The 23,547-nt window shown below is 59.4% G+C and carries 23 protein-coding genes; 11 read left to right on the forward strand and 12 right to left on the reverse strand.

All coding sequences use genetic code 11. From position 1 onward, the window contains the following. Positions 1 to 9 precede the first annotated feature (9 nt). From AEAC466_RS43835 to ygfZ, 3 genes are all read right to left on the reverse strand, one after another. Positions 10 to 534 carry a DUF805 domain-containing protein gene (locus AEAC466_RS43835; RefSeq protein WP_023458816.1) on the reverse strand — a complete coding sequence of 175 codons (525 nt, stop codon included), beginning with the start codon at positions 532 to 534 and terminating at the stop codon, positions 10 to 12. Positions 535 to 564: 30 nt separating this feature from the next. Beyond that, the gene (locus AEAC466_RS36365) at positions 565 to 1,149 is read right to left on the reverse strand and encodes a DNA-3-methyladenine glycosylase I (RefSeq protein ID WP_023458817.1); all 585 of its coding nucleotides are present in this window, start codon (positions 1,147 to 1,149) and stop codon (positions 565 to 567) included. Between the two features lie 73 nt (positions 1,150 to 1,222). Then, positions 1,223 to 2,080 (reverse strand): CAF17-like 4Fe-4S cluster assembly/insertion protein YgfZ, encoded by an 858-nt coding sequence (ygfZ, locus tag AEAC466_RS36370; RefSeq protein WP_023458818.1) that lies wholly within the window; start codon positions 2,078 to 2,080, stop codon positions 1,223 to 1,225. Positions 2,081 to 2,174: 94 nt separating this feature from the next. On the opposite strand from ygfZ, the gene AEAC466_RS36375 reads away from it, so the two are divergent. Both AEAC466_RS36375 and AEAC466_RS36380 read left to right on the forward strand, forming a co-directional pair. Then, positions 2,175 to 3,161: a glycosyltransferase family 9 protein gene (locus AEAC466_RS36375; RefSeq protein ID WP_023458819.1), complete on the forward strand. Its 987-nt coding sequence runs from the start codon at positions 2,175 to 2,177 to the stop codon at positions 3,159 to 3,161. A gap of 180 nt (positions 3,162 to 3,341) precedes the next feature. Beyond that, positions 3,342 to 4,670, forward strand: coding sequence for a dihydroorotase (locus AEAC466_RS36380; protein ID WP_023458820.1), 1,329 nt, complete (start codon positions 3,342 to 3,344; stop codon positions 4,668 to 4,670). Between the two features lie 7 nt (positions 4,671 to 4,677). Here AEAC466_RS36380 and AEAC466_RS36385 read toward each other — a convergent pair whose 3' ends face one another. Together AEAC466_RS36385 and AEAC466_RS36390 are read right to left on the reverse strand one after the other, a co-directional pair. After that, positions 4,678 to 5,469, reverse strand: a complete 792-nt coding sequence (locus AEAC466_RS36385; protein WP_155913698.1) for a hypothetical protein — start codon at positions 5,467 to 5,469, stop codon at positions 4,678 to 4,680. Between the two features lie 103 nt (positions 5,470 to 5,572). Continuing rightward, the gene (locus AEAC466_RS36390; protein WP_023458822.1) at positions 5,573 to 7,021 is read right to left on the reverse strand and encodes a hypothetical protein; all 1,449 of its coding nucleotides are present in this window, start codon (positions 7,019 to 7,021) and stop codon (positions 5,573 to 5,575) included. A gap of 202 nt (positions 7,022 to 7,223) precedes the next feature. Between AEAC466_RS36390 and AEAC466_RS36395 the strand changes: the two genes are divergently transcribed. From AEAC466_RS36395 to AEAC466_RS36420, 6 genes are all read left to right on the forward strand, one after another. After that, positions 7,224 to 7,979, forward strand: coding sequence for an enoyl-CoA hydratase-related protein (locus AEAC466_RS36395; protein ID WP_023458823.1), 756 nt, complete (start codon positions 7,224 to 7,226; stop codon positions 7,977 to 7,979). 208 nt (positions 7,980 to 8,187) lie between these two features. After that, entirely contained in the window at positions 8,188 to 8,706 is a 519-nt protein-coding gene (locus AEAC466_RS36400; protein ID WP_023458824.1) for a GNAT family N-acetyltransferase, read from the forward strand. A gap of 32 nt (positions 8,707 to 8,738) precedes the next feature. After that, a complete protein-coding gene (locus AEAC466_RS36405) occupies positions 8,739 to 9,956 on the forward strand; it encodes a CCA tRNA nucleotidyltransferase (RefSeq protein WP_023458825.1) in 1,218 nt (405 codons plus the stop codon). A gap of 33 nt (positions 9,957 to 9,989) precedes the next feature. Then, positions 9,990 to 10,712, forward strand: a complete 723-nt coding sequence (locus AEAC466_RS36410) for a type 1 glutamine amidotransferase (protein ID WP_023458826.1) — start codon at positions 9,990 to 9,992, stop codon at positions 10,710 to 10,712. Between the two features lie 56 nt (positions 10,713 to 10,768). After that, positions 10,769 to 11,011, forward strand: coding sequence for a YdeI/OmpD-associated family protein (locus AEAC466_RS36415; RefSeq protein WP_023458827.1), 243 nt, complete (start codon positions 10,769 to 10,771; stop codon positions 11,009 to 11,011). A gap of 412 nt (positions 11,012 to 11,423) precedes the next feature. After that, the gene (locus tag AEAC466_RS36420; protein WP_081714655.1) at positions 11,424 to 13,403 is read left to right on the forward strand and encodes a potassium transporter Kup; all 1,980 of its coding nucleotides are present in this window, start codon (positions 11,424 to 11,426) and stop codon (positions 13,401 to 13,403) included. A 98-nt stretch (positions 13,404 to 13,501) separates the two neighbouring features. Here AEAC466_RS36420 and hemF read toward each other — a convergent pair whose 3' ends face one another. Both hemF and AEAC466_RS36430 read right to left on the reverse strand, forming a co-directional pair. Beyond that, positions 13,502 to 14,413, reverse strand: coding sequence for an oxygen-dependent coproporphyrinogen oxidase (gene hemF / locus AEAC466_RS36425; protein WP_023458829.1), 912 nt, complete (start codon positions 14,411 to 14,413; stop codon positions 13,502 to 13,504). Positions 14,414 to 14,508: 95 nt separating this feature from the next. Next, a complete protein-coding gene (locus AEAC466_RS36430) occupies positions 14,509 to 14,976 on the reverse strand; it encodes a tRNA (cytidine(34)-2'-O)-methyltransferase (protein WP_023458830.1) in 468 nt (155 codons plus the stop codon). 342 nt (positions 14,977 to 15,318) lie between these two features. Between AEAC466_RS36430 and petA the strand changes: the two genes are divergently transcribed. The 3 genes from petA to AEAC466_RS36445 are packed head-to-tail and all read left to right on the forward strand — an operon-like array spanning position 15,319 to position 18,022. Beyond that, positions 15,319 to 15,858, forward strand: a complete 540-nt coding sequence (gene petA / locus AEAC466_RS36435) for a ubiquinol-cytochrome c reductase iron-sulfur subunit (RefSeq protein ID WP_023458831.1) — start codon at positions 15,319 to 15,321, stop codon at positions 15,856 to 15,858. Between the two features lie 2 nt (positions 15,859 to 15,860). Further along, positions 15,861 to 17,153 carry a cytochrome b gene (locus tag AEAC466_RS36440; RefSeq protein WP_023458832.1) on the forward strand — a complete coding sequence of 431 codons (1,293 nt, stop codon included), beginning with the start codon at positions 15,861 to 15,863 and terminating at the stop codon, positions 17,151 to 17,153. 5 nt (positions 17,154 to 17,158) lie between these two features. Further along, complete coding sequence (locus tag AEAC466_RS36445) at positions 17,159 to 18,022, forward strand: cytochrome c1 (RefSeq protein ID WP_023458833.1); 864 nt, start codon at positions 17,159 to 17,161, stop codon at positions 18,020 to 18,022. A gap of 216 nt (positions 18,023 to 18,238) precedes the next feature. On the opposite strand, the gene ychF is transcribed toward AEAC466_RS36445, so the two are convergent. The 5 genes from ychF to AEAC466_RS44770 form a co-directional block, all read right to left on the reverse strand. After that, a complete protein-coding gene (ychF, locus tag AEAC466_RS36450; RefSeq protein ID WP_023458834.1) occupies positions 18,239 to 19,351 on the reverse strand; it encodes a redox-regulated ATPase YchF in 1,113 nt (370 codons plus the stop codon). A gap of 57 nt (positions 19,352 to 19,408) precedes the next feature. Further along, positions 19,409 to 20,716, reverse strand: a complete 1,308-nt coding sequence (locus AEAC466_RS36455; RefSeq protein WP_155913700.1) for a glycosyltransferase — start codon at positions 20,714 to 20,716, stop codon at positions 19,409 to 19,411. A gap of 80 nt (positions 20,717 to 20,796) precedes the next feature. Then, positions 20,797 to 21,429 carry an aminoacyl-tRNA hydrolase gene (gene pth / locus AEAC466_RS36460; RefSeq protein WP_023458836.1) on the reverse strand — a complete coding sequence of 211 codons (633 nt, stop codon included), beginning with the start codon at positions 21,427 to 21,429 and terminating at the stop codon, positions 20,797 to 20,799. A 76-nt stretch (positions 21,430 to 21,505) separates the two neighbouring features. Further along, positions 21,506 to 22,108, reverse strand: a complete 603-nt coding sequence (locus AEAC466_RS36465; protein ID WP_023458837.1) for a 50S ribosomal protein L25/general stress protein Ctc — start codon at positions 22,106 to 22,108, stop codon at positions 21,506 to 21,508. A 241-nt stretch (positions 22,109 to 22,349) separates the two neighbouring features. Next, positions 22,350 to 23,547 (reverse strand): hypothetical protein (locus AEAC466_RS44770; RefSeq protein WP_023458838.1); only part of this gene is annotated, 1,198 nt, incomplete at its 5' end.

The raw sequence follows: 23,547 nt of genomic DNA on the forward strand, positions 1-23,547 counted from the left end.
CTAAGCTGCTCAGAAAACGTTGACGTTTCCGCGGCCCTTGGGGTCGGGTCCAAATCGGTTTGGGCCTGGTGTTCCGTCCATCACATTGAAAACAAGTGTCACTATGGCAGCGGCTAAGTAGGCCAGGAGGATCCACATCATGGACAGGATAACCGGCAGAACGGCTGTGATCTGCTGAGGCGTTGGCTTTGGCCCGAGACTGCCGAGAAGCGTCATCTGGCTCATGAAGTTTGCCCCGTTCATCGATAGGTAGACGATCATGGCGACAAGAAAAACAGCCATAGGGAAAAGGACCCACCAGCCAGTCCGGTTGATATCGTGAAAGCGTCGCACGGCAACCGCCAGGGTCGGCAGCAAAATCGCCAGTGAGAAGAGACGGTTCAGCGTAACGGCGATGTCGCCGATCATCATGGCCAGGATGCTGAAAACCAGGCTAGCCATGACCTGAAACAGAAACCATAGCCAGTATTCTGTGCGGCGGGACCGGCCGGTAAACTGCGCATAGCGCTTTAACGGCAAAAACATCTGTTCCATATCGGCCCCCGAAATCAATTCCGCTAAAGGCTAGCCCTTTTTGGCCATGGCCGCAACCTCGCCATGGCGAAAGCAGTCGACGGTATGGTCATTGACCATGCCGACCGCCTGCATGAAGGCATAGACGATCACCGGTCCGCAGAATTTGTAACCCTCGCTTTTGAGCTTTTTGGCCAGGTCGCGTGAGGCCTGGGTTTCGGTCGGAATCTCTCCGTGACGGAAATGATTGGTCACGGGCGTGCGGTCCTGGGATTCCCAGATGAAGTCGGTAAAGGCGATGCCGCGATCGCGCAAGTTGAGCGTCAGCCGGGCGCTATCTATGGCGGCCAGTATCTTGGCGCGTGACCGGATAATGCCCCTATCGTTCATGAGGCGCTCAATGTCCGTATCATCGAAACGGGCCACTTTTTCGGGGTCGAAGCCGGCAAAGGCGGCTCGTAAGGAGTCGCGTTTGCGCAGAATGGTGATCCAGGCGAGACCGGCCTGAAACCCGTCAAGCACCAGCTTCTCCCACAGGGCGCGGGAATCGAATTCCGGCACACCCCATTCGTCATCATGGTAGGCGCAGTAAAGCGGATCGGACTTCGGCCATGAACAGCGCGGCTTATCACACATCTATATAACCTTCTGATAATTCAATAACTTGTCAGTTATTACTCATGTAATATCGGCGATATATTACCTGTGTTTATACACCTGCCGCGTCAATTTCCGGCAGGTGAGGCGCAATCCAGTTCGGGATATGAAGGACCAGTTCCGTGTCATCTGCCGACAAGGCGCCAAACCGCCGGTCGACCCGTATCAGCCCGAGACCGAGGCCGTTTTCGGCCGCCAGCACATGGCCGGCACGGCGTTCGCCGCTCAGAACCTCCGCTCCGGCCCCCGGTGAACGATTCCCCGCATAGCGAAACGGCAATATGCGGTTCTTTATCTGTCCGCGACGCTTCATCCGCGATGTCAACTCCTGCCCGACATAGCATCCTTTGTGAAAATCGATGGCGCCGAGAAGATCGAGATTGGCGTCGATGGGGTAGAGGTCGTCGCGGGCGAAATCGAGGCCCGGATCGCTCAAGCCCTGCGCAAACCGGAAGGTCGTCCAGGCGGTGAGGTCGCTGGCTTCTCCGGTCCAGCCATAGGCCATGCCAAAATTTAAATCAATGATTGATTTTCGCGGGTCCGCCATGAAACCGTCTGGCAGATTGCGACCGAAGGCGACATGGACTGGCAGGTCGAGCGGCGCAATTGTCACCTTGGCGCGAAGCCGGTACATATTCAATTTGGCGACCAGCTCGTCGCGTTCGCATAGGGGGACATCGATGCGCACCTCGTCTGCCGATACCGCGTGCAGCAGGGCGTCGCAGATCATTTTTCCCTGAGGCCGCAGAAAAGCCCCATAGTACGGTTTAAGGAATTCCCCCTTGTTTGCCGCCTCGGCCAAAGGGTCGATATGCGCCGTGCACAGCCCCTTCAGAAATGACGCCCAGTCAGGACCGGAGACGGATATCAGAGCACGGTGCGGCAGGTGAACAATAACAGAGTCAATCATTGATTTTTTCGGTGGCGTTTCAATTGGGGGTGTGTCGGGCGCGTTTGGGTATGGAGCGTTTACGGATGGGGTGGTTACGGATTAAGTATGCAACATGAAGGGTGACTTCCCGATTCTCCTGCTGGCCATTTGCGATCCCGCCAAGGTGCTTGCCCTGAGTGGCGTAATCGCGCGTTTGAAGCACGAAATTCCCCATGCCCGCATTACGCTGGCCACGACCTCCGCTTCAGCGCAGCTGTTTGAAGATGATCAATTTGTCGATGAGATACAAGCCTTCGATGGCGCCTTATTTCACCTCAAGGCACTGGGCGCATTAAGCGAACTCAGCCGGCGGCGCTGGGGGCTGGTTGTCGATATCGGTCCCACCTTGATTTCGCGCATGATGAAGGCCAGGACGCGATTCACCCTCAATCCCAACGACCCCGCAGGCGTCCTGGAGCAGATCAGCACGAAACTGCATCTCCAGCCGGGGGAGGTCGCGCCAGGCCTGCGCGTGTCTGCGCGCCGCGAAGCGCAGGTGCGCAACCTGATTGACAATGGGCGCGGAGAGGCCCCGGTGATCGTCATCGCGCCCGGGGCGGGCTGGCTTGGGCGACGCTGGCCGACCGAGCGTTTCGCGGTTCTGGCCACGCGCCTGATGCGTGAAGACGGCCCGTTTGCCAATCATCGCTTACTGGTCATCGGCGCCGAATCCGAACGCGATACGCTTCAGGCCCTTCGCATGGCAACGCCGCGCGCTCAGGTGCTGGAGGTCGGGGACAGCCACAGCCTGCTGACCGCCTATGCGGCGCTGAAATATGCGGCGGTGTTTATCGGCAATGACGAGGTGTGGTTCCATCTGGCCGCCGCCGCCGGTGCGCCGACCTTCGGCCTATTCGGACCGTCGGACGAATCGACGGCACCGATCGGGCGCAACGTTCACGTCATTCGCGGGCCACGCAGCCTGGTGGAGATACAGGCCGTGGACCCGAAGTTGAAACAAACCGTGTGTCATATGCTCGATCTCACCATCGAACGCGTTGCGGCTGTGGTCGAACGCGAAGCCGGTGGCGCCATCCCTGCAACCGATGCGGCCATGTAAATTGCCTTCACGTAATGGTGCGCGGCCTTGCCCAGACGCTGCGGCAAGACTAAAACCGTAACCGCCTGGACGGAACGGTTACGGCGGCATTTTTTGCTTTTTATCGCCGGATCGCCGTGAAAAGTGCTGACACCTTATCCGCAAGCGCTCTACTGTCCGCCCGACTGAAAGGAAACTCCCGTGGCTAAAAATTTCGACCTGGTTATCCGTAACGCGGACATCATCAATCATGCGGGCCGGGGGCGCGGCGACATCGGCATTGTGAACGGAAAGTTTGCCGGTTTCGGTGACCTGTCCCACGCGTCTGCCGGCGAAATCTTCGACGCGACTGGCCTTCTCGCCATGCCGGGCGTCATAGACACCCAGGTACATTTTCGCGAACCGGGCCTGGAATGGAAGGAAGACCTGGAAACCGGATCTCAGGCCGCCGTCATGGGCGGTGTGGTCGCGGTGTTTGAAATGCCGAATACCAACCCCACCACCACGGATGCCGAGGCATTTGCCGACAAGCTGAAGCGGGCGCACCACCGTATGCACTGCGACCATGCCTTCTATGTCGGCGGTACCCACGAAAATGTCCATGAACTGGGGGAACTGGAGCGTTTGAAGGGCTGCTGCGGCGTCAAGGTCTTCATGGGGGCCTCCACCGGCACTCTGCTTATTGCCGACGATGAGGGCGTGGCCAAGGTTCTGGCCAATGTCAATCGTCGCGCCACCTTCCACAGCGAAGACGAATACCGCCTGGCCGAGCGGCGCCCTTTGGCGCGCGAAGGCGACTGGACCAGCCATGATTTCGTCCGCGACGCGCAATCGGCCATCCAGTCGACGGAACGTCTGGTCCGCCTGGCGCGCGAAGCGGGCAAGCGCATTCACGTCCTGCACGTCACCACGCGCGAAGAGATCGAATTTCTCGTCGGCCATAAGGACATCGCCACGGTCGAAATTACCCCTCAGCATCTGACGCTGGAAGCGCCGGAGGCCTATGAGCGCCTGAAGGGACTGGCCCAGATGAACCCGCCGATCCGCGACCGCTATCATGTCGAAGGTCTGTGGCACGGCATTACGGGCGGTATCGCCGATGTGCTGGGGTCCGATCACGCTCCGCATACGCTCGAAGAAAAAGCCAAACCCTATCCGGCCTCGCCGTCCGGTATGCCGGGTGTGCAGACCCTGTTGCCGGTCATGTTGACCCACGTTGCCAATGGCCGTCTGTCGCTTGAACGCCTGGTGGACCTGACCTCGGCCGGCGCGCAGCGCGTTTTCGGCGTGGCCGGGAAGGGCCGTATGGCCGAAGGCTATGACGGCGACGTCACCCTGGTCGACCTCAACCATAAGCGTGTCCTGCGCCATGCCGACATGCGCACGCGCTCCGGCTGGACGCCGTTCGACGGCATGGAAGTGACCGGCTGGCCCAAGGCCACGGTCATTCGCGGCAAGGTGGTCATGCGCGACGACGAAATCGTTGGCCCGTCGCAAGGCGAAGCCTGCCGGTTTATGGAAAGCCTATAAGGCTAACCTATCGCGACTTTGGTGTCGTCGAGCTTGGTGCGCAGGCGGCCAGTACGGCGGCCCGGTGCGCGTCGTCATCCCGGTGGTCCGGCGCGTCGGTGACGCGCGAGACGTAGATATCCGGCGACAAGGCCTTTTCCGGCGGCCCGGCCCACTGTCCCGCCATGTCGAGCGCCAGGCCAGGCAGGCATATGATCGGTTGTGCCTTGGTCCACTGGGCAAAGAGGTCGGCCAAAACCGCCGATCCGTCCGGACGGCGGTGCAACAGCCAGACCGTTCCATTGGCGATAATGACATCGCCCTGCGCCCCGGTCAGGTGATTGTCCGCGCCTTCCAACCCGTAGGCGGTGACGTAGGTTGTCCGGCCGGCGGTCTTCAAACCGATGCGCAGGCCATCGAACTTTCCGACGTCGAAATTGCCCGCGCCAGCCTGACTGTTCACCAGCACGGCGCGGTCATTGCCGACCTTGCGCCATAACGCCTCGCTGTAACTGCCTTCAGCCGGCTGAGTCACGGCCAGCAGCGGCAGGTTCTTAGACTCATCGGCGGGGAGGGGCATCCACTTGCCATTGCGCCATATCTGGCAAAGGTCGGCGGTGGCGCAGTCGCCGGCGCGCGCTTGGACGCTTATGTCGTCTTTGCCGGGGTACAGGGCAAGTACGGCCTTGGGGAGGGGCGCGGCCACCACAACAAAACTGCTGTCCTTTGGCTTCGGGTGGAGCCAGGCATTGATCCGGTCACAACCGGCGAGCGGCAGGGAAAGACATATCGCCGCCGTCAGTAATACGCGCCTTTTCATCACCATCTCCAAGCATTTACCCGGTGTCTATCTCAGCAAATAGACATGAAAAAGGCCCGCGTGGCGAAAACCACGCGGGCCGGATATCAACCTCGACGCCAAATTAGTCGGCGGAGGCGTAGGTGCCGTTGTCCTTGATCTCGCACTGGAGCGGGTCCTTGTGCGCCTTGGCGATCTTGCAGGGTACGGTATCGATCAGCTTTTTGCGGTCTGGCGATAACGCGCCGATATAGCCACGCTTATTTTTGCAGGCGACTTCGATCAGGACGGCGTTTTCATTGCTGTCGGACTGACCGATATAGCGGACTTCGCCGACGTCGCAATCCTTGCCGGGCTGAGCGACCTTGATGAGCTTGTCGATCTGGGCGTTCAGAACCTCAGTCGTCGTGAGAGTGCATCCCTTGCGGACGCTGGTGGCCTCAACGAAGCAATCGGACAACTTCAATGACGATGTGCTGCCTGGCTGGGGGACAAAACCGATCAGGCCCCACGGCTGTTGCTGACACTTGAACTCGATATAGTCACGCTTGGTCTGCTCCTGGGTGCCGACAACATTGTAGTCTTCAACAGTGCAGGGGAAGCCGCCCTTGGTGAGTTGAGTCGAATATTCACCCTTCGCATCGGCCATGGCTGCACCCGTATCGGTGAACTTGCATCCGCCCAAACCTGCAGCCGCGGCGCAGGGGACGATACGGTCCACCGTATTGTCAGTCTTCGTGGCGACAATAAAGCCTGCCTTGTTGGCGCAGCCGAATTCATAATAGTACCCATCGCCGGCGGTGTTGACGCCAACAAAGCGCGCATTGTTCACCTGACAATCCGCATCAGCGACCTTGGCCACGGCCTTCAACGGCTCCATCATCTGGTCCTTGGTCGTGTACTGGCAAGCCGAGTTCGAACCTTCCAGAAGTATGCAGCTTTTGAATTCTGTCGGCGCGGTCTGGCCGAGTTGGGCGTAGTCGACAATACCCCCGGCACGGCCGGTACAGCCGACTTCATAACGGTCGATTAGGGCACCTGAACTGGTGGAGCCAATGACGCGGGCATTGTTGATTTCGCAGCCGGGAATGTAAGGCTGGACAACCGTTTGCAGCCACTTGTAGTGCGGCTTGTTTTCCGGCAGCACGCACAAAATGGATTCTTTGCGGGTTTCCTGCAGCTTGGCAGCCAGTGAACACGTAAACGCCTGACCGACTTCAGTCGGCGACACGCTGGTGATGATGAAGCCTGGGCCGGTCTTGCACGCGACTTCGTAAAGCTGGCCCTTGACCTTGGCGCCGTCCTTTTCGAATTCCGTGCCGCCAACCAAGTACGCATCGACCGGCTCGCAGTTGATCTTACCAAGCGCGATGATCGGCCCGATTTCGGTCATGCTTTTGGCCTGGACCGCCGGATCGATCTTGAATTCGCCCGTAGCGGCGACCGGTTCGGCCTTTTTCGGTGCAGCGTAGGCGGCATTGGCGCCGACGCTGGCGATCACCGCCAGGCTCAAAGCGATAGCGACGGTTTTGGCCCGTTCGGCTACGCGCGTCATTTTGGGGAATAGGTTCATGTGGGCGACTCTCCGCGGCTCAACCTGTAAGTAGCCGCGATGTGCTACGCGGCGAATTAAATTTCAATAGGTTTATTTCTGAGATGTGGCGAATGCAAGGCAAACCGGGCCGCCACATCCGCGCCGCCCGTCCGCTTTCTCACGGCTGTGGTTGCCGTTTGCGTCAACTTCCGCTACACCAACCTAAAACAGGGAGCCCGCCATGAGCGACGTCATCACCACAACCGACACCGGCGTCATGACGCTGCGGTTAAACCGGCCAAACAAGAAGAACGCCCTCACCAAGGCCATGTACACGGCCCTGACCAATGGCCTGACTCTGGCCGCTGCCGATGACGACATTCGCGCCGTGATCATCTGTGCCGAAGGCGCCGATTTTTGCGCCGGCAACGATATTTTCGATTTCGCTCAGGACCTGGCGCTTTTTCAGGACGAAACTGCTGATCATGATGATATGCCAGTCTTTCGCTTTCTCAAGGCAATCACCTTCTTCGAAAAGCCGCTGATCGCCGCTGTTCAGGGGCAGGCGGTCGGGGTCGGCGTGACCCTTCTTTTACATTGCGACCTGGTTGTGGCGGCGGACGATGCGCGTTTGTCCCTGCCGTTCCTTAAGCTTGGCCTCGTACCGGAAGCCGGCTCTACCCTTTTGCTGCCGGCTCGCATCGGTCATCAACGGGCCTTTGCCTGGATGGCGCTGGGCGAAGTCATCGGCGCGGAGACGGCGAAGGACCTTGGGATTGTCAACGCGGTTGTTGCGCGCGACGCGCTCGATGATGTCGCACGCCAGATGTCGGAAAAGCTCATCCGGCTGTCGCCGTCGTCCTTGCGTCACACAAAGGCGTTCATGCGTGATCCTGAGGCGCTGTGGCAGGTTATCCGCCAGGAGGGCGCGGTCTTCCGTAAGCAATTGATCAGTCCGCAAGCCCAGGCGGCCTTTGCGGCGTTTCTTGCCCGTTAAAGTGTTTGGCTCGTCAAAGTGTTTGGCCCGCTGAATTTATGCGTAATTTGACATAAATTGATGTATTAATTGCGCGGGGTGCGGCGTATTAACTCCGTATTTTTATTGACCGCGCCATGCGCTGGTCTTATTTCGCCGCCAGTGTTCACAGGCTGTTCGCCGCTTTCGGCGCACGGCTTAAAGGAACGATACCTCAAGGGGCAGGCATTTGGCTCTGGACGCACTGGCTTTGGATTTTAAGATTTCCCTGGAAACGCCGGACCTGGACGCCCGGATCATCGCCATGACCGACCGCGCGTTTGGACCGGGCCGCTATGTCAAAACCGCCGAGCGGTTGCGCGAAGACTCCGAGATCATTCAGGACCTGAGTTTCGTGGCCTTTCAAGGGGAGCGTCTTGTCGGATCGGTGCGCATGTGGCCGATTTTTGTTCATGATTTCGATGCCAACACCTATGAACCCCTGTCTTTTCTCGGACCGATCGTCGTTGAAGAAGACCAGCGCGGAAAAGGTATCGGCAAGCAACTGATCGCTGCCTGCGTCGATGCGGCCTTCGCCAAGGGATTGCGCGCCGTGCTGCTGGTCGGATCGCAATCCTATTTCAAGCCGTTCGGCTTCGAAAAAGCCCGCAACATTACCTTGCCCGGTCCGGTCGATCCCAATCGCCTTCTCATTCGCTACGGCCAACCGGACGTCACCGTGTCGGGCAAGGTGTGCAAGGTCATTTGATATCGGGCGGCGAACGGCCTAACTTTCGAATCATGACCACTATTCCCCTGTCCGAAGACATGCAGTCGGCCGCGACGCGCGCCGTTTTTTCCGCGCTTGAGGCCAGGGGCGGTTCGGGCTGCGTCCGGTTCGTCGGTGGGTGCGTCCGTAATGCCTTGATGGGGAAGTCGATCAGCGATCTCGACCTCTCAACGCAACTGACGCCCGACGAAACCGAAGCAGCGCTCACCGCCGCCGGCATCCGCCACGTGCCGACCGGAAAGGCGTTCGGCACGATTACCGCCGTCGTCGAAGGGGAACCCTACGAAATCACCTCCTTGCGCGAAGACGTCGAAACCGACGGGCGCCGCGCCGTTGTGAGCTTCACCACTGACTGGGCCAAGGATGCTCTACGGCGCGATTTCAATCTCAACGCCCTCTATGCCGATATTGACGGGACGGTCTACGATCCGACGGGGCTGGGCATTGGTGACGCCAGGGACGGACGCGTGCGCTTCATCGGCGTGGCCGAGGACCGCATCCGCGAAGACTATCTACGTATCCTGCGCTTCTTCCGCTTTTCCGCCGGTTATGCGCGCGACATCGATGCCGGTTCGCTGGCGGCTTGCGTGGCCCTGAAAGCGGGAATTGACGGTTTGTCCGGTGAACGGATCCAGCAGGAGGTGCTAAAGACCCTGAAGCTGGCTAATCCCTTGATCGCGTTTGCCGCGATGCAGGCCCACGACGTCATGCCTCATGTCATTCCCGGATGGCAGGGCCGGGGCAGCGAGCTGCCGGAATTTGCGGCGGTCTGCGGCCTGACCGACGATGTAGATATTCGGCTTATCGGCCTGATAGACGGTGGTGTCGGCCTGTCAGCGGCGGCGCTTCACGCCGTGCAGACGCGCATCAAGCTGTCTCAACGGCTGTACAATCGCCTGCGTGATGCCGGAAAGGCGCTCGATGCCCTGGCCGACAATGCGCCCTTCGCCCGCCTTATGTATTTGCATGGCCGTCAGGCTACCGAAGATGCGGTCTATCTGGCGGCAGCGCATCAGGCCAAGGCGCCGTCAGCCGTTGCCTATGTCATGAACATGTTGGCGGGGCTGGATATTCCGGTATTCCCCGTCAAGGCGGCGGACTTGATGACACGCGGCGTTCCCGCCGGACCAGAGCTGGGCCATGCGCTTAAGCAATTGGAAACCGATTGGGTTAACAATGATTTTTCACAAAGCGTGATTGATCGGGCTCTTGACGCACTTGCGAAATAGCCCAGATTAAAGTCGTGTTTCGGGGCCGAGAGTATGATGCGTACAGACGATTATATCGCCATTCTTGAGACCGGCATTCCTCCGGCGGGACTGGATGCCACCTATGGCAGTTATGCTGACATGTTTTCGACGCTTCTGGCCAGCGAAGGCCGCGCGTTTCGGGTGTTCAGAACCCTGGCCGGCGAATTGCCGCCACACGGTGCGCATCTGAAAGGTGTTGTTATTACCGGCTCTCCGGCCGGCGTTTACGAAGGCGATCCGTGGATTATCGCCCTGATGGACTGGCTGCGCGTGCTCGACACCCAAACCCCTGTCGTTGGCATCTGTTTCGGTCACCAGGTGATGGCTCAGGCCTGGGGCGGTCACGTCGAAAAATCGCCCAAGGGATGGGGCGTAGGCCTGCACGAATACAATGTTCAGGCGCACGATCTATGGCAGACCCTGGCTGGGAAGGGCGCCCAAACCATCGCCTGCGCCGTGACCCATCAGGATCAGGTGGTAAAGCTGCCGGACAATGCCATCGTTCTGGCCGGTTCAGAATTCACGCCGCATGGCGCGATCTACTATACCGGCCGAAAAGGCTTGTCCTTCCAGTGCCATCCGGAATTCTGCGAAGACTTTGCCTCTGATTTGCTGATCAGCCGTCGCGGCATCCGAATCGATGCTGCCCTGGTCGATCACGCCGTGGAAACCCTGAAACGGCCCAGCCACCGGTACGACCTGCTGGGCGCGATTTCAAAATTTCTGACGGTATAATTACTGACTTTTGATCGGGGATCGTGTTTGCTGATCGCCAGCAAAAAGGATTCCGCATGCCCACAGACGGCCGCCCCCTGAGCCGCGATATCCATCCCATGCCCGACGACATCCGGCGGCTGCTGAAGGACCGTGGCCTGTACGACAAATACGAAGCGCGCCCGCCATATCAGCAGAACGACTATATTGGCTGGATAGACCGCGCGAAGCGTGACGAAACGCGGCAAAAGCGCATCGACCAGATGCTCGACGAACTGGAGGCTGGCGGTCTGTATATGAAGATGCGCTGGACCGGCTAGCAGCGCAAGGCGGTAAAACGGGATATCTGTTGCGGGGCGAACGGGAGGCTCCGCCACGCGTCTATACAAAAAATATACAGAAATTATACGCCACCTATATGTGATCCCCTCTAGATAGAGCAAAATGTCAAATCGGTATCTTTTCGGACCTGAGACCGTTTTGCGGCGTCACCCGGATCGCTCACATCTTCCTGCAATCATACAGTTGAAATCAACCTTGCATCGTCCCAATGGCCGTTCTCTCTCGCCGGGTACGCGCCTTGGTGGCGCCCGCCATACCCAATGCACTGGCTCGAGTATTAACCTGTTGACTCTATCCTGCCGACGGACGGTATCGTGATATGGCCGTCCTGCTTTGTTTTTGCGTACACATGTGCTGCCTGCCCAGCCGCTTTCGGCACGGAGACCACTTATGACCACTGAAGGCTCTTCGAATTGCGCCAGTGCGGACTCACCGGTGCCGGGCGTCGTATTGGGTGACAGCAAGGGAGGCGACGCCGAAGCCGAGGCGATTAGCAGCCATGGTCATGGCAATGCCGGCTTCTGGGGCCTTGCGGTTGGCGCCATCGGGGTCGTTTTTGGCGATATCGGCACCAGCCCGCTCTACGCCATGAAGGAGGCGCTGCGACATACCCGTGCAGGCACCGACCCACACCTGGCGACGTTTGGTGTCATTTCCCTGGTTTTCTGGACGCTTTTGCTGTTGGTGACGGTTAAATATGTCATCTTTCTGATGCGCGCCGACAACAAAGGCGAAGGCGGCACCCTGGCGCTCATGGCGCTGGCGCAAAAGGCGCTCGGCAAGTATTCGCCCGCCATCTTTTTCCTCGGCATCTGCGGTGCGGCCCTCTTTTATGGCGACAGCCTGATCACGCCGGCCTTGTCGGTCATGTCGGCGATCGAAGGGTTCAAGGACGCGCCCAATGTCGGCCATAGTCTCGATCATCTGGTTGTGCCGGTATCTATGGTCATCCTGATCGGACTGTTTCTGGTTCAGGCCAAGGGAACCGAAAAGGTCGCCCGCTTCTTCGGGCCGATCATGTTGCTATGGTTTGTGGTCATCGCGGCGCTTGGCATTTTCTATATCGTTCAGCGGCCCGATATACTGACATCACTCAGCCCGCACTATGGTATCCAGTTCCTGCTTGCCAATGGTTTTACCGGCTTCGTCATCCTGGGCTCGGTCTTCCTTGTCGTGACCGGCGCTGAGGCGCTCTATGCCGACATGGGCCATTTCGGCAAGAAGCCCATTAACACAGCCTGGCTCTGGGTCGTCTTTCCCGCGCTGATTCTCAACTATCTGGGCCAGGGCGCAATGACGCTGGAAGACCCGTCCGCCGGCGCCAATCCGTTCTGGCGCATGGTGCCGGACATGTTCTACTGGCCGGTGCTGATACTGGCGGCCATGGCTACCGTCATTGCTTCGCAAGCTGTCATTACCGGCGCTTTTTCAATGACCCAGCAGGCCGTCCAGCTTGGCCTTCTGCCGCGTATCGATATCCAGCGGACCAGTGAGACCCAGGCGGGACAAATCTATGTGCCGCAGGTCAATACCATGCTGATGATCGGCGTTTTGGTGCTGATCTTTGTGTTCCAGAGCTCCGACAATCTGACCTCGGCCTACGGTATCGCCGTCACGGGCACGATGTTTATCAGTACGATCATGGCCTATGTCATTATCCGCAAGACGTGGCGCTGGTCGCGTCTGCAAACCCTGGCTCTGCTTGTGCCGCTTGGCGTGATCGAGGCGGTCTTCATGGCCTCCAACCTCACCAAGTTCTTCACCGGTGCGTGGATGCCGCTGGCCTTTGGCGGCTGTTTGATCATCCTCATGCTGACCTGGACGACCGGCACCAAGACCCTGACCGACAAGGCGCGCCGAGACAGTGTTCTGCTTATCGACCTGATCGAGATGCTGAAGAAGCGTCCGCCGCACCGCGTGGCCGGAACCGCCATCTTCCTGACCTCCGACGACGAAGCCGCGCCGGTGGCCCTGATGCATAACCTCAAGCACAATAAGGTATTGCACGAAAAGAATATCATCCTGACTGTCAAGACGGTCGGCGTGCCGCGCGTGGCCGAAGGCAACCGCGTCTCCATCGAGATCATCAACGAAGACTTCAAGAAGGTGACCCTGATCTACGGCTTCATGGAAAGTCCGAACCTGCCACGTGCCCTGGGTCTGTGCCGCAAACTGGGGCTCAAGTTCGACATCATGGCCACCAGCTTCTTCGTCGGCAAACGCTCGGTCGTCCCGTCGGCCAATTCCGGTATGCCGTTGTGGCAGGATAAGCTGTTCATCTTCCTGATGAAGAATGCTGCCAATCCAACCGAATTTTTCCATATACCGCCGGGCCGCGTCGTCGAACTGGGCACCCAGGTCACGGTCTAGATCTAGAGCCTCATGCCGAAAAGTGGCCCCCACCTTTCGGCATGAGGCGTTACAAAAAATGAGAGCCATGAGGCGTCGTCAGACCCTAACGGTCTCCGTTACGGCCACTTCACCACAGGCGGCATGGAGGACATGATCGACGGTACATAACCGCCGGTTTTCAATCCGAAAATCGTGCCGCGATCATAGAGCAGATTGAATTCGACATAGCGGCCGCGCTGAATGAGTTGCGCCTCGCGCTCGTTCTCCGTCCACGGTTGCGCCATCCGGCCGCGCACGATGGTGGGATAGATGTCCAGAAAAGCCTTGCCGACGGCCTGAGTGAAGGCAAAATCGGCATCATGGTCATGGCTGTTCAAATGGTCGTAGAAGATGCCGCCAATGCCGCGCGGCTCGTTGCGGTGGGGCAGATGGAAGTATTCGTCGCACCAGGCCTTGAACTTGTCGTAATAGGCCGGATCGGCGGCGTCGCAGGCGGCCTTGAAGGCGGCATGGAAGGCGATGGCGTCCGGCGCGTCCTGGCGGCGATCGGCGGCCATCAGCGGCGTCAGGTCCGCGCCGCCACCAAACCAGCTTTGCGTCGTGGTAATGAAGCGGGTGTTCATATGGACCGCCGGCACGTGCGGATTGGTCATATGCGCGATCAACGAAATACCCGTGGCATGAAAGCGCGGGTCTTCGGCGGCGCCAGGGATGGATTTGGCGAACTCCGGCGAAAAGCTGCCGTGAACCGTCGAAATATGGACGCCGACCTTTTCGAACAGCCGACCCTTCATGATCGACATTTCTCCGCCACCGCCGCCATTCGGACTGGCGGTGTCCGCCCGGTCCCAGGGGGTGCGCTCGAAACGTCCCGGCGCGCCGGTATAGCCCGTAGCTTCGTCCTCCAACTGCTCGAAAGCGGCGCAGATGGAATCACGCAGGCTGCGGAACCATGCGGCGGCGTCGCTCTGACGCTGGAAAAGAACCTGATGGGCAGGCGTGTCGGTGGAGAGGAGCGGTTGGGTCATGAAAAAACTCCTGGCGTTAAGATAGTCCCTTAGCGGAAAGGCGGGGCCATTGCATAGGGCGTTCGTGTGCGCGTCCTGAAGACGCCGGATTGCCGTCAGCGGACCGGAAACCCGTCCGTTTGGCGCAAGGCCTCTCCCAATGCCATGGCGGCGGCGTTGATGACATTAATCGAGCGGGCGTCGCGGCTTATCGGCAGAAACAGGCGCGCATCGGCTCGGGCATGGACCTCGTCGGGCGCGCCGGCGCTTTCGCGGCCCATCAACAGGATGTCGTCGGGCTGAAACTGAAAGCCGTAGGCCGGTTGCGCGGAGCGGGTGGTGAACAGAATGAGGCGTGAGCCAGGCAAGGTTTCACCGACAAAGCCAAGATAGGCCTCCCACGACATGTGGTGCGACACTTTGGCGCAGCGGCCGTAATCCATGGCCGCGCGCTTTATGGCCTTGTCGTTCAAGGGGAAGCCGCAGGGCTCTATGACATCGAGCGGCGTTTCGAACGCCGCACTCAGGCGGATGGCGGCGCCGAGATTTTGCGGTATATCAGGTTGGTAGAGGGCCAGGCGCAACGGGTTTCAGCCTTTCAAATCGGCAGGAGAGGGCGCGTTTTGCCAAGTTCGATAGGAGATTGTCCAGCCTAAAGCGTTTACTTGCAAGCTATTCGCAGGAAGTTGGACAAAAAAAGGAAACAGCGTGGCGAAAATTTGGCGAGAAAAAGTGCCTTGCCAGTTTGTATCCGTCACGGAATTGTGGTTATAGACGCATTTGGCAATCAGCCCGTGCGCCGAGTCCGTTGCAGAGGATTACTTTGTTAACGGAATCAGTCATGAGTACTTAAGAAAAATACTAGAGTGAATCGGGCCTTGGCACGATAAGCTAGGGACGGATTACGATTTCGAAGAGGTGGCAAGGTGAGCGAACCTGTAACAGACGCCGGACAAGATCCGAACCGTCGCGACTTTATCTACATTGCGGCGGGTGCGGGCGCCGTCGGTGCTGCGGCGATGGTCGCTGTTCCGCTGATCGGCCAGATGAATCCGGCCGCCGACACTCTGGCTCTGGCGTCAATCGAATATGACCTGTCCAAGGTCGAAGAGGGGATGCAGGCCGTCGTTAAGTGGCGCGGCAAGCCACTTTTCGTTCGCTACCGCACCCCGAAAGAAATCGCCGCCGCCCGCGCCGATGACAAGAACCTCAGCCAATTCCGCGATCCGCAGACCGATGCCGAGCGCGTCAAGGCGGGCCACGAACAATATCTGGTGCTGATCGGGGTCTGTACGCACCTGGGCTGTGTGCCAAACTTCGGCCTGGGCGAATATGGTGGCTGGTTCTGCCCCTGTCACGGCTCGGTTTACGATACATCGGGCCGCATCCGTCAGGGACCGGCGCCGAAGAATCTCGAAGTTCCGGAATACACCTTCCTTTCCGACACCAAGATCAAGGTGGGTTAAACATGAGCGATCATTCCTCAACCTACGAGCCGAAGACCGGTATAGAAAAGTGGCTGGACTCGCGTCTGCCCATCGTCCGTCTGGCCTATGACAGCTTTGTCGACTACCCAACCCCGAAAAATCTGAACTACTGGTGGACCTTCGGCGGCATCCTGTCGCTCTGCCTCGGCGTCCAGATTTTGACCGGCATCATTCTGGCGATGCATTACACCGCCAACGCCGCCCTGGCCTTCGACAGCGTCGAGCGCATCATGCGCGACGTCAACTATGGCTGGCTGATCCGCTACGTCCACGCCAACGGCGCGTCGATGTTCTTCTTCGCCGTCTACATCCACATGTTCCGTGGCCTCTACTACGGCTCATACAAGGCGCCGCGCGAAGTCCTGTGGCTGCTCGGCTGCATCATCTACTTCCTGATGATCGCCACCGCCTTCATGGGCTACGTCCTGCCGTGGGGCCAGATGTCCTACTATGGCGCGGTTGTTATCACCAACCTGATCGGCGCTATTCCGGTCGTCGGTCCGTCGATCCTGACCTGGCTGCAAGGCGGCTTTGCAGTTGATAACCCGACGCTGAACCGTTTCTTCTCGCTCCATTATCTGCTGCCATTCGTCATTGCCGGTGTCGTCGTCCTGCACATCTGGGCGCTGCACGTGACCGGTCAGAACAATCCGACCGGCGTGGAGATCAAGTCGAAGGAAGACACCCTGCCGTTTACGCCGTACGCCACGGTGAAGGATGGCCTGGCCATGATCTTCTTCCTGATCATGTTCTCGGTCTTCGTCTTCTACGCGCCTGACGCACTCGGCCACGCCGACAACTATGTGCCGGCCAACCCGCTGCAAACTCCGTCGCACATCGTACCCGAATGGTACATGCTGCCGTTCTACGCCATCCTGCGCGCCATCCCGGACAAGCTGATGGGCGTCCTGGCCATGTTCACCGCCATTGCGCTTATCTTCGCCCTGCCGTGGCTGGATACGTCCAAGGTCAAGTCCATGCGCTATCGCCCGGTCATGCGCTGGTTCTTCGTCCTGTTCGTCATCGCTTGTATCGGCCTCGGCTGGTGCGGTGGCCAACTGCCCGACGATCTGGTCTTCTCGGTCACCACTGACACGCACGGCAATCCGCTGGGCCTGAAGGTTGTGTGGCTGTCGCAGATCCTGGCTCTCTACTATTTTGCCTTCTTCCTGATCATCATGCCATGGATCGGCCTGAAGGAAGATCCATTGCCTGTGCCGGCGTCTATCTCCGAAGCCGTCCTGGCCGCCCATACCGCCAAGAAGAAGGGCTAAGTCACATGTCTGCCTTTATGACGAAAACCCTCAAACTGGTTGCAGGCCTTGCCGTCGCCTTCTCTTTGACGGTAGGCACCCAGGCATTCAGTGCCAGCCAGCACAAAGAACCGGAAGACCACCACTTCTCGTTCGAAGGTCCGTTCGGTACGTTCGACCAGGCTCAGCTGCAACGCGGCTATAAGGTCTATCGCGAAGTCTGCGCCGCCTGTCACTCCATGCACCTGATGTCGTTCCGTAACCTCGGTCAGAAGGGCGGCCCCTTCTACGATCCGAAGTATAAGAACCCGAACGACAACCCGATTGTGAAGCAGATCGCGTCTGAGTTCGACGTCGCCGATATCGATCCGGATACGGGCGATGAAGTCACCCGCAAGGGCACAACCTCCGATCGCTTCCCGTCGCCGTTCAAGAACGAAGAAGCGGCCAAGGCGTCCAATTCCGGCGCCATTCCGCCGGACCTGTCGGTCATCACCAAGGCTCGCGAAGGCGGCGCCAACTATGTCGCCTCCCTGCTGGCCGGCTTCGCGCCGCCGCCTGCTGGCCTGAAGATCGCCGACACCCAGCACTATAACCCGTATGTCCACGGCTCTTTGGCGACGCAATGGTCGGGCGACCCGCATAAGGTGCCGGAGGGTGGCGTTCTGGCCATGCCGCCGCCCCTAGTCGACGACAAGGTCACTTATGATGACGGCACCAAGGCGACCCTTCGCCAGGAATCGGCCGATGTTGCGGCCTTCCTGGAATGGGCCTCCGATCCCCATGCCACCGAACGCAAGCAGATGGGCTTTGCCGTCATTCTGTTCCTGCTTCTGATGGCGGGCGTGACCTATGCGGCCTATCGTCAAGTCTGGCGCGGCAAACATTAGAAATCACGATCTGATGGTCTGCAAATAATCATCTGTCTGTGAGCCGGTGCTCACGTACTCGAGTACGCTCCGCTCCGGTTCTCGACAGCTAATCATTTTCGACACATCAGATCGCGATTTCGCTAAATCTAAAAACTAAAAAGCCCGCCGGTTATGCCGGCGGGCTTTGTCGTGCAGGTGTGTGGTAAAAAGGCGCCCTTTCAGGCGCCTTCTGATTTAGACATTGAAGCGGAAGTTCAGGATATCCCCGTCCTTGACGAGATATTCCTTGCCTTCCTGACGGAACTTGCCGTTTTCCTTGCAGCCCGCTTCGCCATTGAACTTGACGAAATCGTCAAAGGCCATGGTTTCGGCGCGGATAAAGCCCTTTTCGAAATCCGTGTGGATGACGCCGGCGGCCTGTGGTGCTGTATCGCCGGCATGGATGGTCCAGGCGCGCGCTTCCTTGGGGCCCACCGTGAAGTAAGATTGCAGGCCCAGCAACGTGTAGGCCTCACGGATCAGGCGGTTCAGGCCGGGTTCGGCCAAGCCAAGGGTTTCGAGGAATTCCTTGCGCTCATCGGCGTCGAGCAGGGCGATTTCGGACTCGATCTGGGCCGATATGACGACGGAATTGGCGTGGTCGGCCTTGGCGCGTTCGGCCACCTTGGCGGACAATTCGTTGCCCGTTTCGGCCGATTCTTCATCGACATTGCAGACATAGAGCGCCGGCTTGCTGGTCAGCAATTGCAGCATCTCCCAGGCCTTGGTGTCTTCTTTCGAAATCTTGCCCTTCTCAAAGGCAATGCGCGCCGGGCGACCATCGCGCAACTCTGCCAGAGCGGCGTGGATGAGGGAGACGGTGAGGGCGGCTTCCTTGTCACCGCCCGACTTGGCGCGTTTTTCAAGGTTGGGCAGTCGCTTTTCCAGCGATTCCAGGTCGGCCAGCATCAACTCGGTTTCGATGATCTCCAGGTCAGAGATCGGGTCGATGCGGCCTTCCACGTGGGTGATGTCGGTATCGACGAAGCAGCGCGCGACGAAGGCGATGGCGTCGCAGTCGCGGATATTGGCCAGGAACTGATTGCCCAGGCCTTCGCCCTTCGACGCACCGCGCACCAGACCGGCGATATCGACGAAGTTGATGCGGGCCGGGATGATTTCCTTCGATCCGACAATTTTGGCCAGGACCTCAAGACGCGGTTCTGGCACGGCAACGTCGCCGGTATTCGGCTCAATGGTGCAGAACGGATAGTTGGCGGCCTGGGCCGACGCGGTCTGGGTCAGGGCGTTGAACAGGGTGGACTTGCCGACATTGGGCAGACCGACGATAGCGACTTTAAGGGCCATGGAAAACTTAGCTTTTCAGGAAATGAACGATTTGGCGTCTCCCTAAAGCATTTTGACCTATGCCGCCAGCGTATTTACGTTCCGGGCATTCAGCAGCACGTCCGCGGCGCGTTCGGCGCCATCCTCCGCAGCGATCAGCGGGGCTACGGCCTGCGCGGCGGCGGCAATCTTATCGGAGTAGAGCACCTGACGCAGACGCATCACAGCGCGTTCGACCGTGAAATCGTCGAAATCGAGTCGCAGGCCTGTTCCAAGCAAGGTGACGCGGCGGGCATTGTCGAACTGGTCGCCGAACACCGGTGTGACCAATTGCGGACGGCCAGCGCGCAGGGCCTGAGCAGTGGAGCCAATGCCGCCATGGTGGACAATGAGTTCGCAGCGGGGCAGAAGCAGAGAGTGCGGCGCGTACGGCACCACGCATATATTCAGGCCGAATTCTTCTTTCAGAAGTGGGCTTTCCGGCCCGGACAAAATAACGGCGCGCCGGTTGAGCCGCTTAGCGGCGGCAATGGCGGTCCGATAATAGGCCTCGCCGCCATAGACCATGGCCGTCCCCAGGGAAAAGACGAGAGGGGCCGGGCCTTCATTTAGAAAGGTCAGCAAACGTTCAGGCATGACGGGCGCATGGCCGTTTTCACTGTCGTAGAACGGGAAGCCAGCTAAATAGGTTCGTGGTGGAAAATCCGGTTGCGGCTGCGCCAACAGGGGCGAGTAAAGGGCCAGGGTCCGGTGATCGGACACGATGCCGCCCAAACCGACGCGCGGATGCAGGCCATATTTGCGATAAACCCGGCGGACCTGACTTTGGCTAGCTGCCATGATTTGCTCACCGGCCGCCATGATAAGCCGGTTGTAGGCGCGTCCCAGTTCGCCAGAGGGCTCGAATATGAAGGGGGCCTGCCTGACCTTGGGCGGATCGTAGCTCGACATCATGACGGTCGGTTGTAAGGCAACAGTTGTAAACGGCTTGCCCGCCAGAAGGGCTGCAATGTGTGCGCCATAGGCAAATGGCGAACCCAGAACGGCATCGGCTTCGGCGACGTAAGGCGCGATATCGCGAATCGATCGCTCCAGATAAGGCGCGATCAGGCGCTTGATCATGAAGCCGTGGTCATTGGACAAACGCCGGATGATTTCCGCCGGATTTACCCGCAGATCGCGGACATAGTCTTCGCGGCTGGGGCCAAAGGCGACAAATGCCAAACCGGCGGCCTCTACCTTCGCGGCATAGTCTGGGTGCGTGGCCAGCGTCACGCGGCATCCGCGCGCCTTAAGCGCCTGACCGAGGGCAATAAAGGGATGCAGGTCGCCGAACGAGCCATGCGTGGCCATAACGATGGTCTGAACAGAAGTAGGAGATGGCACGTCTAATCCTCAGAATACGCCCGCCCGCGCATTGGCATTTCGCGCCGCACACCATCAAATTTCGATGTGGAACAGTAAGATCAGCCGTCTTTCTGGTTATTCAGTTGCCGCATGTCGAATTTCGGTGCGGGCGCCAGGCGCATGACCTCACCCTGATACCGTTCGGCAGCATCGGGCGCACCGGAGAGCAGAAGGGGCAGGGCGCGTGCGCAGGCGCCGTTCAGGGCATCAAGCCAGGCCTGATCCGCCTTGGCGAAGTCGCCCAGCACCCAGCCTAGAACGGCCTCCTTGGCACCGGGGTGGCCGATTCCCATCCTGCCGCGCACAAAGTTCGGGCCGATTGCCGCCATGATGGAGCGCAGCCCGTTATGACCGGCATGGCCGCCGCCCATCTTGATACGCAGGCGGCCGGGCGCCAGATCCAGTTCGTCATGAAACACGATAACGCGCTCTGGCTTGATCTTGTAGAATTGCATCGCCTTTTGCACGCTGTTGCCTGACAGGTTCATAAAGGTCTGGGGCTTGAGGGCCAGCACCTTTTCGACGCCCTTGGCGGTCTCGATCTGGCCGTCCGAGGTGATGCCGTCGAAATTCTTCTTTTCCGGACCGAAGGCGGCGCCGCGGATCAGCTCATCGATCATCATGAAGCCGATATTGTGGCGGTTTTTCGCGTATTGGCTACCCGGGTTGCCAAGGCCAACGATCAGATACACAGCGGAACTCCGGAAAAGAAAAAGGCCCCGTCCTTTAACAAGAACGAGGCCTTTATCAAACTGATTTCGAAGCGGTTTAGGCTTCGGTCGCGGCGGCGTCCGCGTCTTCGCTCTTCGACGCGCCAGAGGCGGTGACCGAGGCGACGACTTCCGTGTCGGCGACATGCGCCTTCACATCAGACGGCAGCTTAAGGTCGGAGACGTGGACGCTCTGACCGATTTCGAGGCCGCTGAGGTCGACAATGATGTCTTCCGGAATGTGGTCGGCCGGAACCAGGATTTCCAGTTCGTGGATGACAACGTTCAGGGCGCCGCCCTTCTTGAGGCCAGGCGACAGTTCGTGATTCTGGAAGTGAACCGGAACCGAAATCTTGACTTCGGCATGTTCGTCAACGCGATACAGGTCGAAGTGGATCGGCGTGTCGGTGACCGGATGGAATTCGATCGACTTGGCGATGACCTTCTGGGTCTCGCTGCCGTACTTCAGCGTGACGAGGTGGCCGTTCAGCTTGCCGGTATAGAGCGCCTTCTTGAAAGCGTTCAGGTTGACGGCGATCGGCACGGGGGCCTTGTCGCCGCCGTACAGGATGCCCGGCACCTTGCCGGCATTACGCGTTGCGCGGGCGCCGCCCGAACCGGTGCGATCACGGACTTCAACGTCCAAAACGATATCGGCCATGAGCCTCTTCCTCAAACAAAATGGCCGCGCAACCGGACCGGGCACGGCGAGAATGGATTTCTATGCGCCCCATCTTCAGACAATGCGGCTATAAAGAGCGGTGCTGATACACGACTCTTCCTGGTGACGCAACCGTTCCGTCGGGCAAAAAGCGCATATTTGCGTCCAAAAAACAGGGCATGACGCGGATTTGCCTCATGCCCTGTTCAATTTTATTGCGGAAGCGCGACTCGCGCTTGCCCTACGTCTTCTTGGCGGTTCCAGTCTTTTTCTTGCCGGAGGCCTTCTTACCCGACGCCTTCTTGACCGGCGCGGGCTTTAGGTAAGGTTTCGGATCGGCATAGGCCGATGTGCCGTCCGCCTTGAAGCCAATTCGCTTCACGGGCTCGAAACTCAGGGCGTTGCTCGACATTTGCCCCAGGCATTGGCCGGTGTCCATGAGAACATGTTGGCCCAGACAGAAGATATCTTCATAGTGCGGCTTCGCCACAGCCAGACATTGATAGAGGTTGAGCTTCGACATCGCCAGGCACTTCTGGCCTTCGCCGTCGTTCATCAGGCTGGTCAATGCGGGAGCACGTGTCGCCCCCCCTTCACCCAGTATGGCGATGGCCGCGATCGTCAGGGCGCGGTTCACCGCCTGGGTATAAGGCTGATTGAACAGGTCGGGCCGGTCGAAAACGGTCTGGGGCTGTTTGGCGGCGGCCGATGTCGTTGCGGCCTCCGTGGCGATCGGTGTGGATACCGTGGCCTGCGGCTGGGCAGGCTGCCCGGTGCCGGGGGTGAACGTGACGCCATCACCGCCGACGGCGTAGCTGCCGGTCGACTGGCCTGTCGTGGCGCGGGTGGTCAGGCCCGAACCGGTGAGGGCGGCGGTCAGAAGCTGCGCGCTGGCGTCAGACTGTACGCTGGCCAGGGTGACCGCGCTCGACTTGGCCTTGGCCAAACGGCCTTCGCGGTCTGAGACGAATTCACGCGACCACTTTTGGGTCTGGATGTCGTAGGCCGATTGCTTGACCGCGGCGCCGGCCTTGTAGACCAACTGACCATCGCTGGACATAGCCAGTATTACGCGACGGGCGGCCGCGTCCGCGCCCGGCAATACGGCGACATAGGCCGGATCGGACAGTAGGCGATTGACCATGTCGGCGCGTACAGCATTGTCGGTGGCGTAGTTGCGCAGGGAGGCACGGAAGGCCGGTTCCTGCATGGCGACAATGGCGGCGAAGGCGACCGCGCCATTGGCCAACTGGTTGGGCTCATAGGCTTCGGCGGCAGCGAGTTTGGCCTGAATATCGGCGCCATCGGCGAACTGGTTCTTAATCGCGCTCGCCTTTTGGACATAATCGACATAGACGGCGGCCGCGTCCGAGATCTCTGTTGCCAGGGCGACGGGCGGTCCGGCGGGGGCCGGTGCGGGCGCGGGCGGCGGCGGTGGC

This window comes from Asticcacaulis sp. AC466, assembly GCF_000495815.1.
Lineage (GTDB): Bacteria > Pseudomonadota > Alphaproteobacteria > Caulobacterales > Caulobacteraceae > Asticcacaulis.

Coding starts and splice junctions, on each gene's coding strand:
- AEAC466_RS36390 (WP_023458822.1), bottom strand. CDS start 7,021: ATGAACCTATTCCCCAAAATGACGCGCGTAGCCGAACGGGCCAAAACC.
- AEAC466_RS36405 (WP_023458825.1), top strand. CDS start 8,739: ATGACCACTATTCCCCTGTCCGAAGACATGCAGTCGGCCGCGACGCGC.
- AEAC466_RS36410 (WP_023458826.1), top strand. CDS start 9,990: ATGATGCGTACAGACGATTATATCGCCATTCTTGAGACCGGCATTCCT.
- ychF (WP_023458834.1), bottom strand. CDS start 19,351: ATGGCCCTTAAAGTCGCTATCGTCGGTCTGCCCAATGTCGGCAAGTCC.
- AEAC466_RS36415 (WP_023458827.1), top strand. CDS start 10,769: ATGCCCACAGACGGCCGCCCCCTGAGCCGCGATATCCATCCCATGCCC.
- AEAC466_RS43835 (WP_023458816.1), bottom strand. CDS start 534: ATGGAACAGATGTTTTTGCCGTTAAAGCGCTATGCGCAGTTTACCGGC.
- hemF (WP_023458829.1), bottom strand. CDS start 14,413: ATGACCCAACCGCTCCTCTCCACCGACACGCCTGCCCATCAGGTTCTT.
- AEAC466_RS36465 (WP_023458837.1), bottom strand. CDS start 22,108: ATGGCCGATATCGTTTTGGACGTTGAAGTCCGTGATCGCACCGGTTCG.
- ygfZ (WP_023458818.1), bottom strand. CDS start 2,080: ATGATTGACTCTGTTATTGTTCACCTGCCGCACCGTGCTCTGATATCC.
- AEAC466_RS36375 (WP_023458819.1), top strand. CDS start 2,175: ATGAAGGGTGACTTCCCGATTCTCCTGCTGGCCATTTGCGATCCCGCC.
- AEAC466_RS36420 (WP_081714655.1), top strand. CDS start 11,424: ATGACCACTGAAGGCTCTTCGAATTGCGCCAGTGCGGACTCACCGGTG.
- AEAC466_RS36445 (WP_023458833.1), top strand. CDS start 17,159: ATGTCTGCCTTTATGACGAAAACCCTCAAACTGGTTGCAGGCCTTGCC.
- AEAC466_RS36385 (WP_155913698.1), bottom strand. CDS start 5,469: ATGAAAAGGCGCGTATTACTGACGGCGGCGATATGTCTTTCCCTGCCG.
- AEAC466_RS36395 (WP_023458823.1), top strand. CDS start 7,224: ATGAGCGACGTCATCACCACAACCGACACCGGCGTCATGACGCTGCGG.
- AEAC466_RS36440 (WP_023458832.1), top strand. CDS start 15,861: ATGAGCGATCATTCCTCAACCTACGAGCCGAAGACCGGTATAGAAAAG.
- AEAC466_RS36365 (WP_023458817.1), bottom strand. CDS start 1,149: ATGTGTGATAAGCCGCGCTGTTCATGGCCGAAGTCCGATCCGCTTTAC.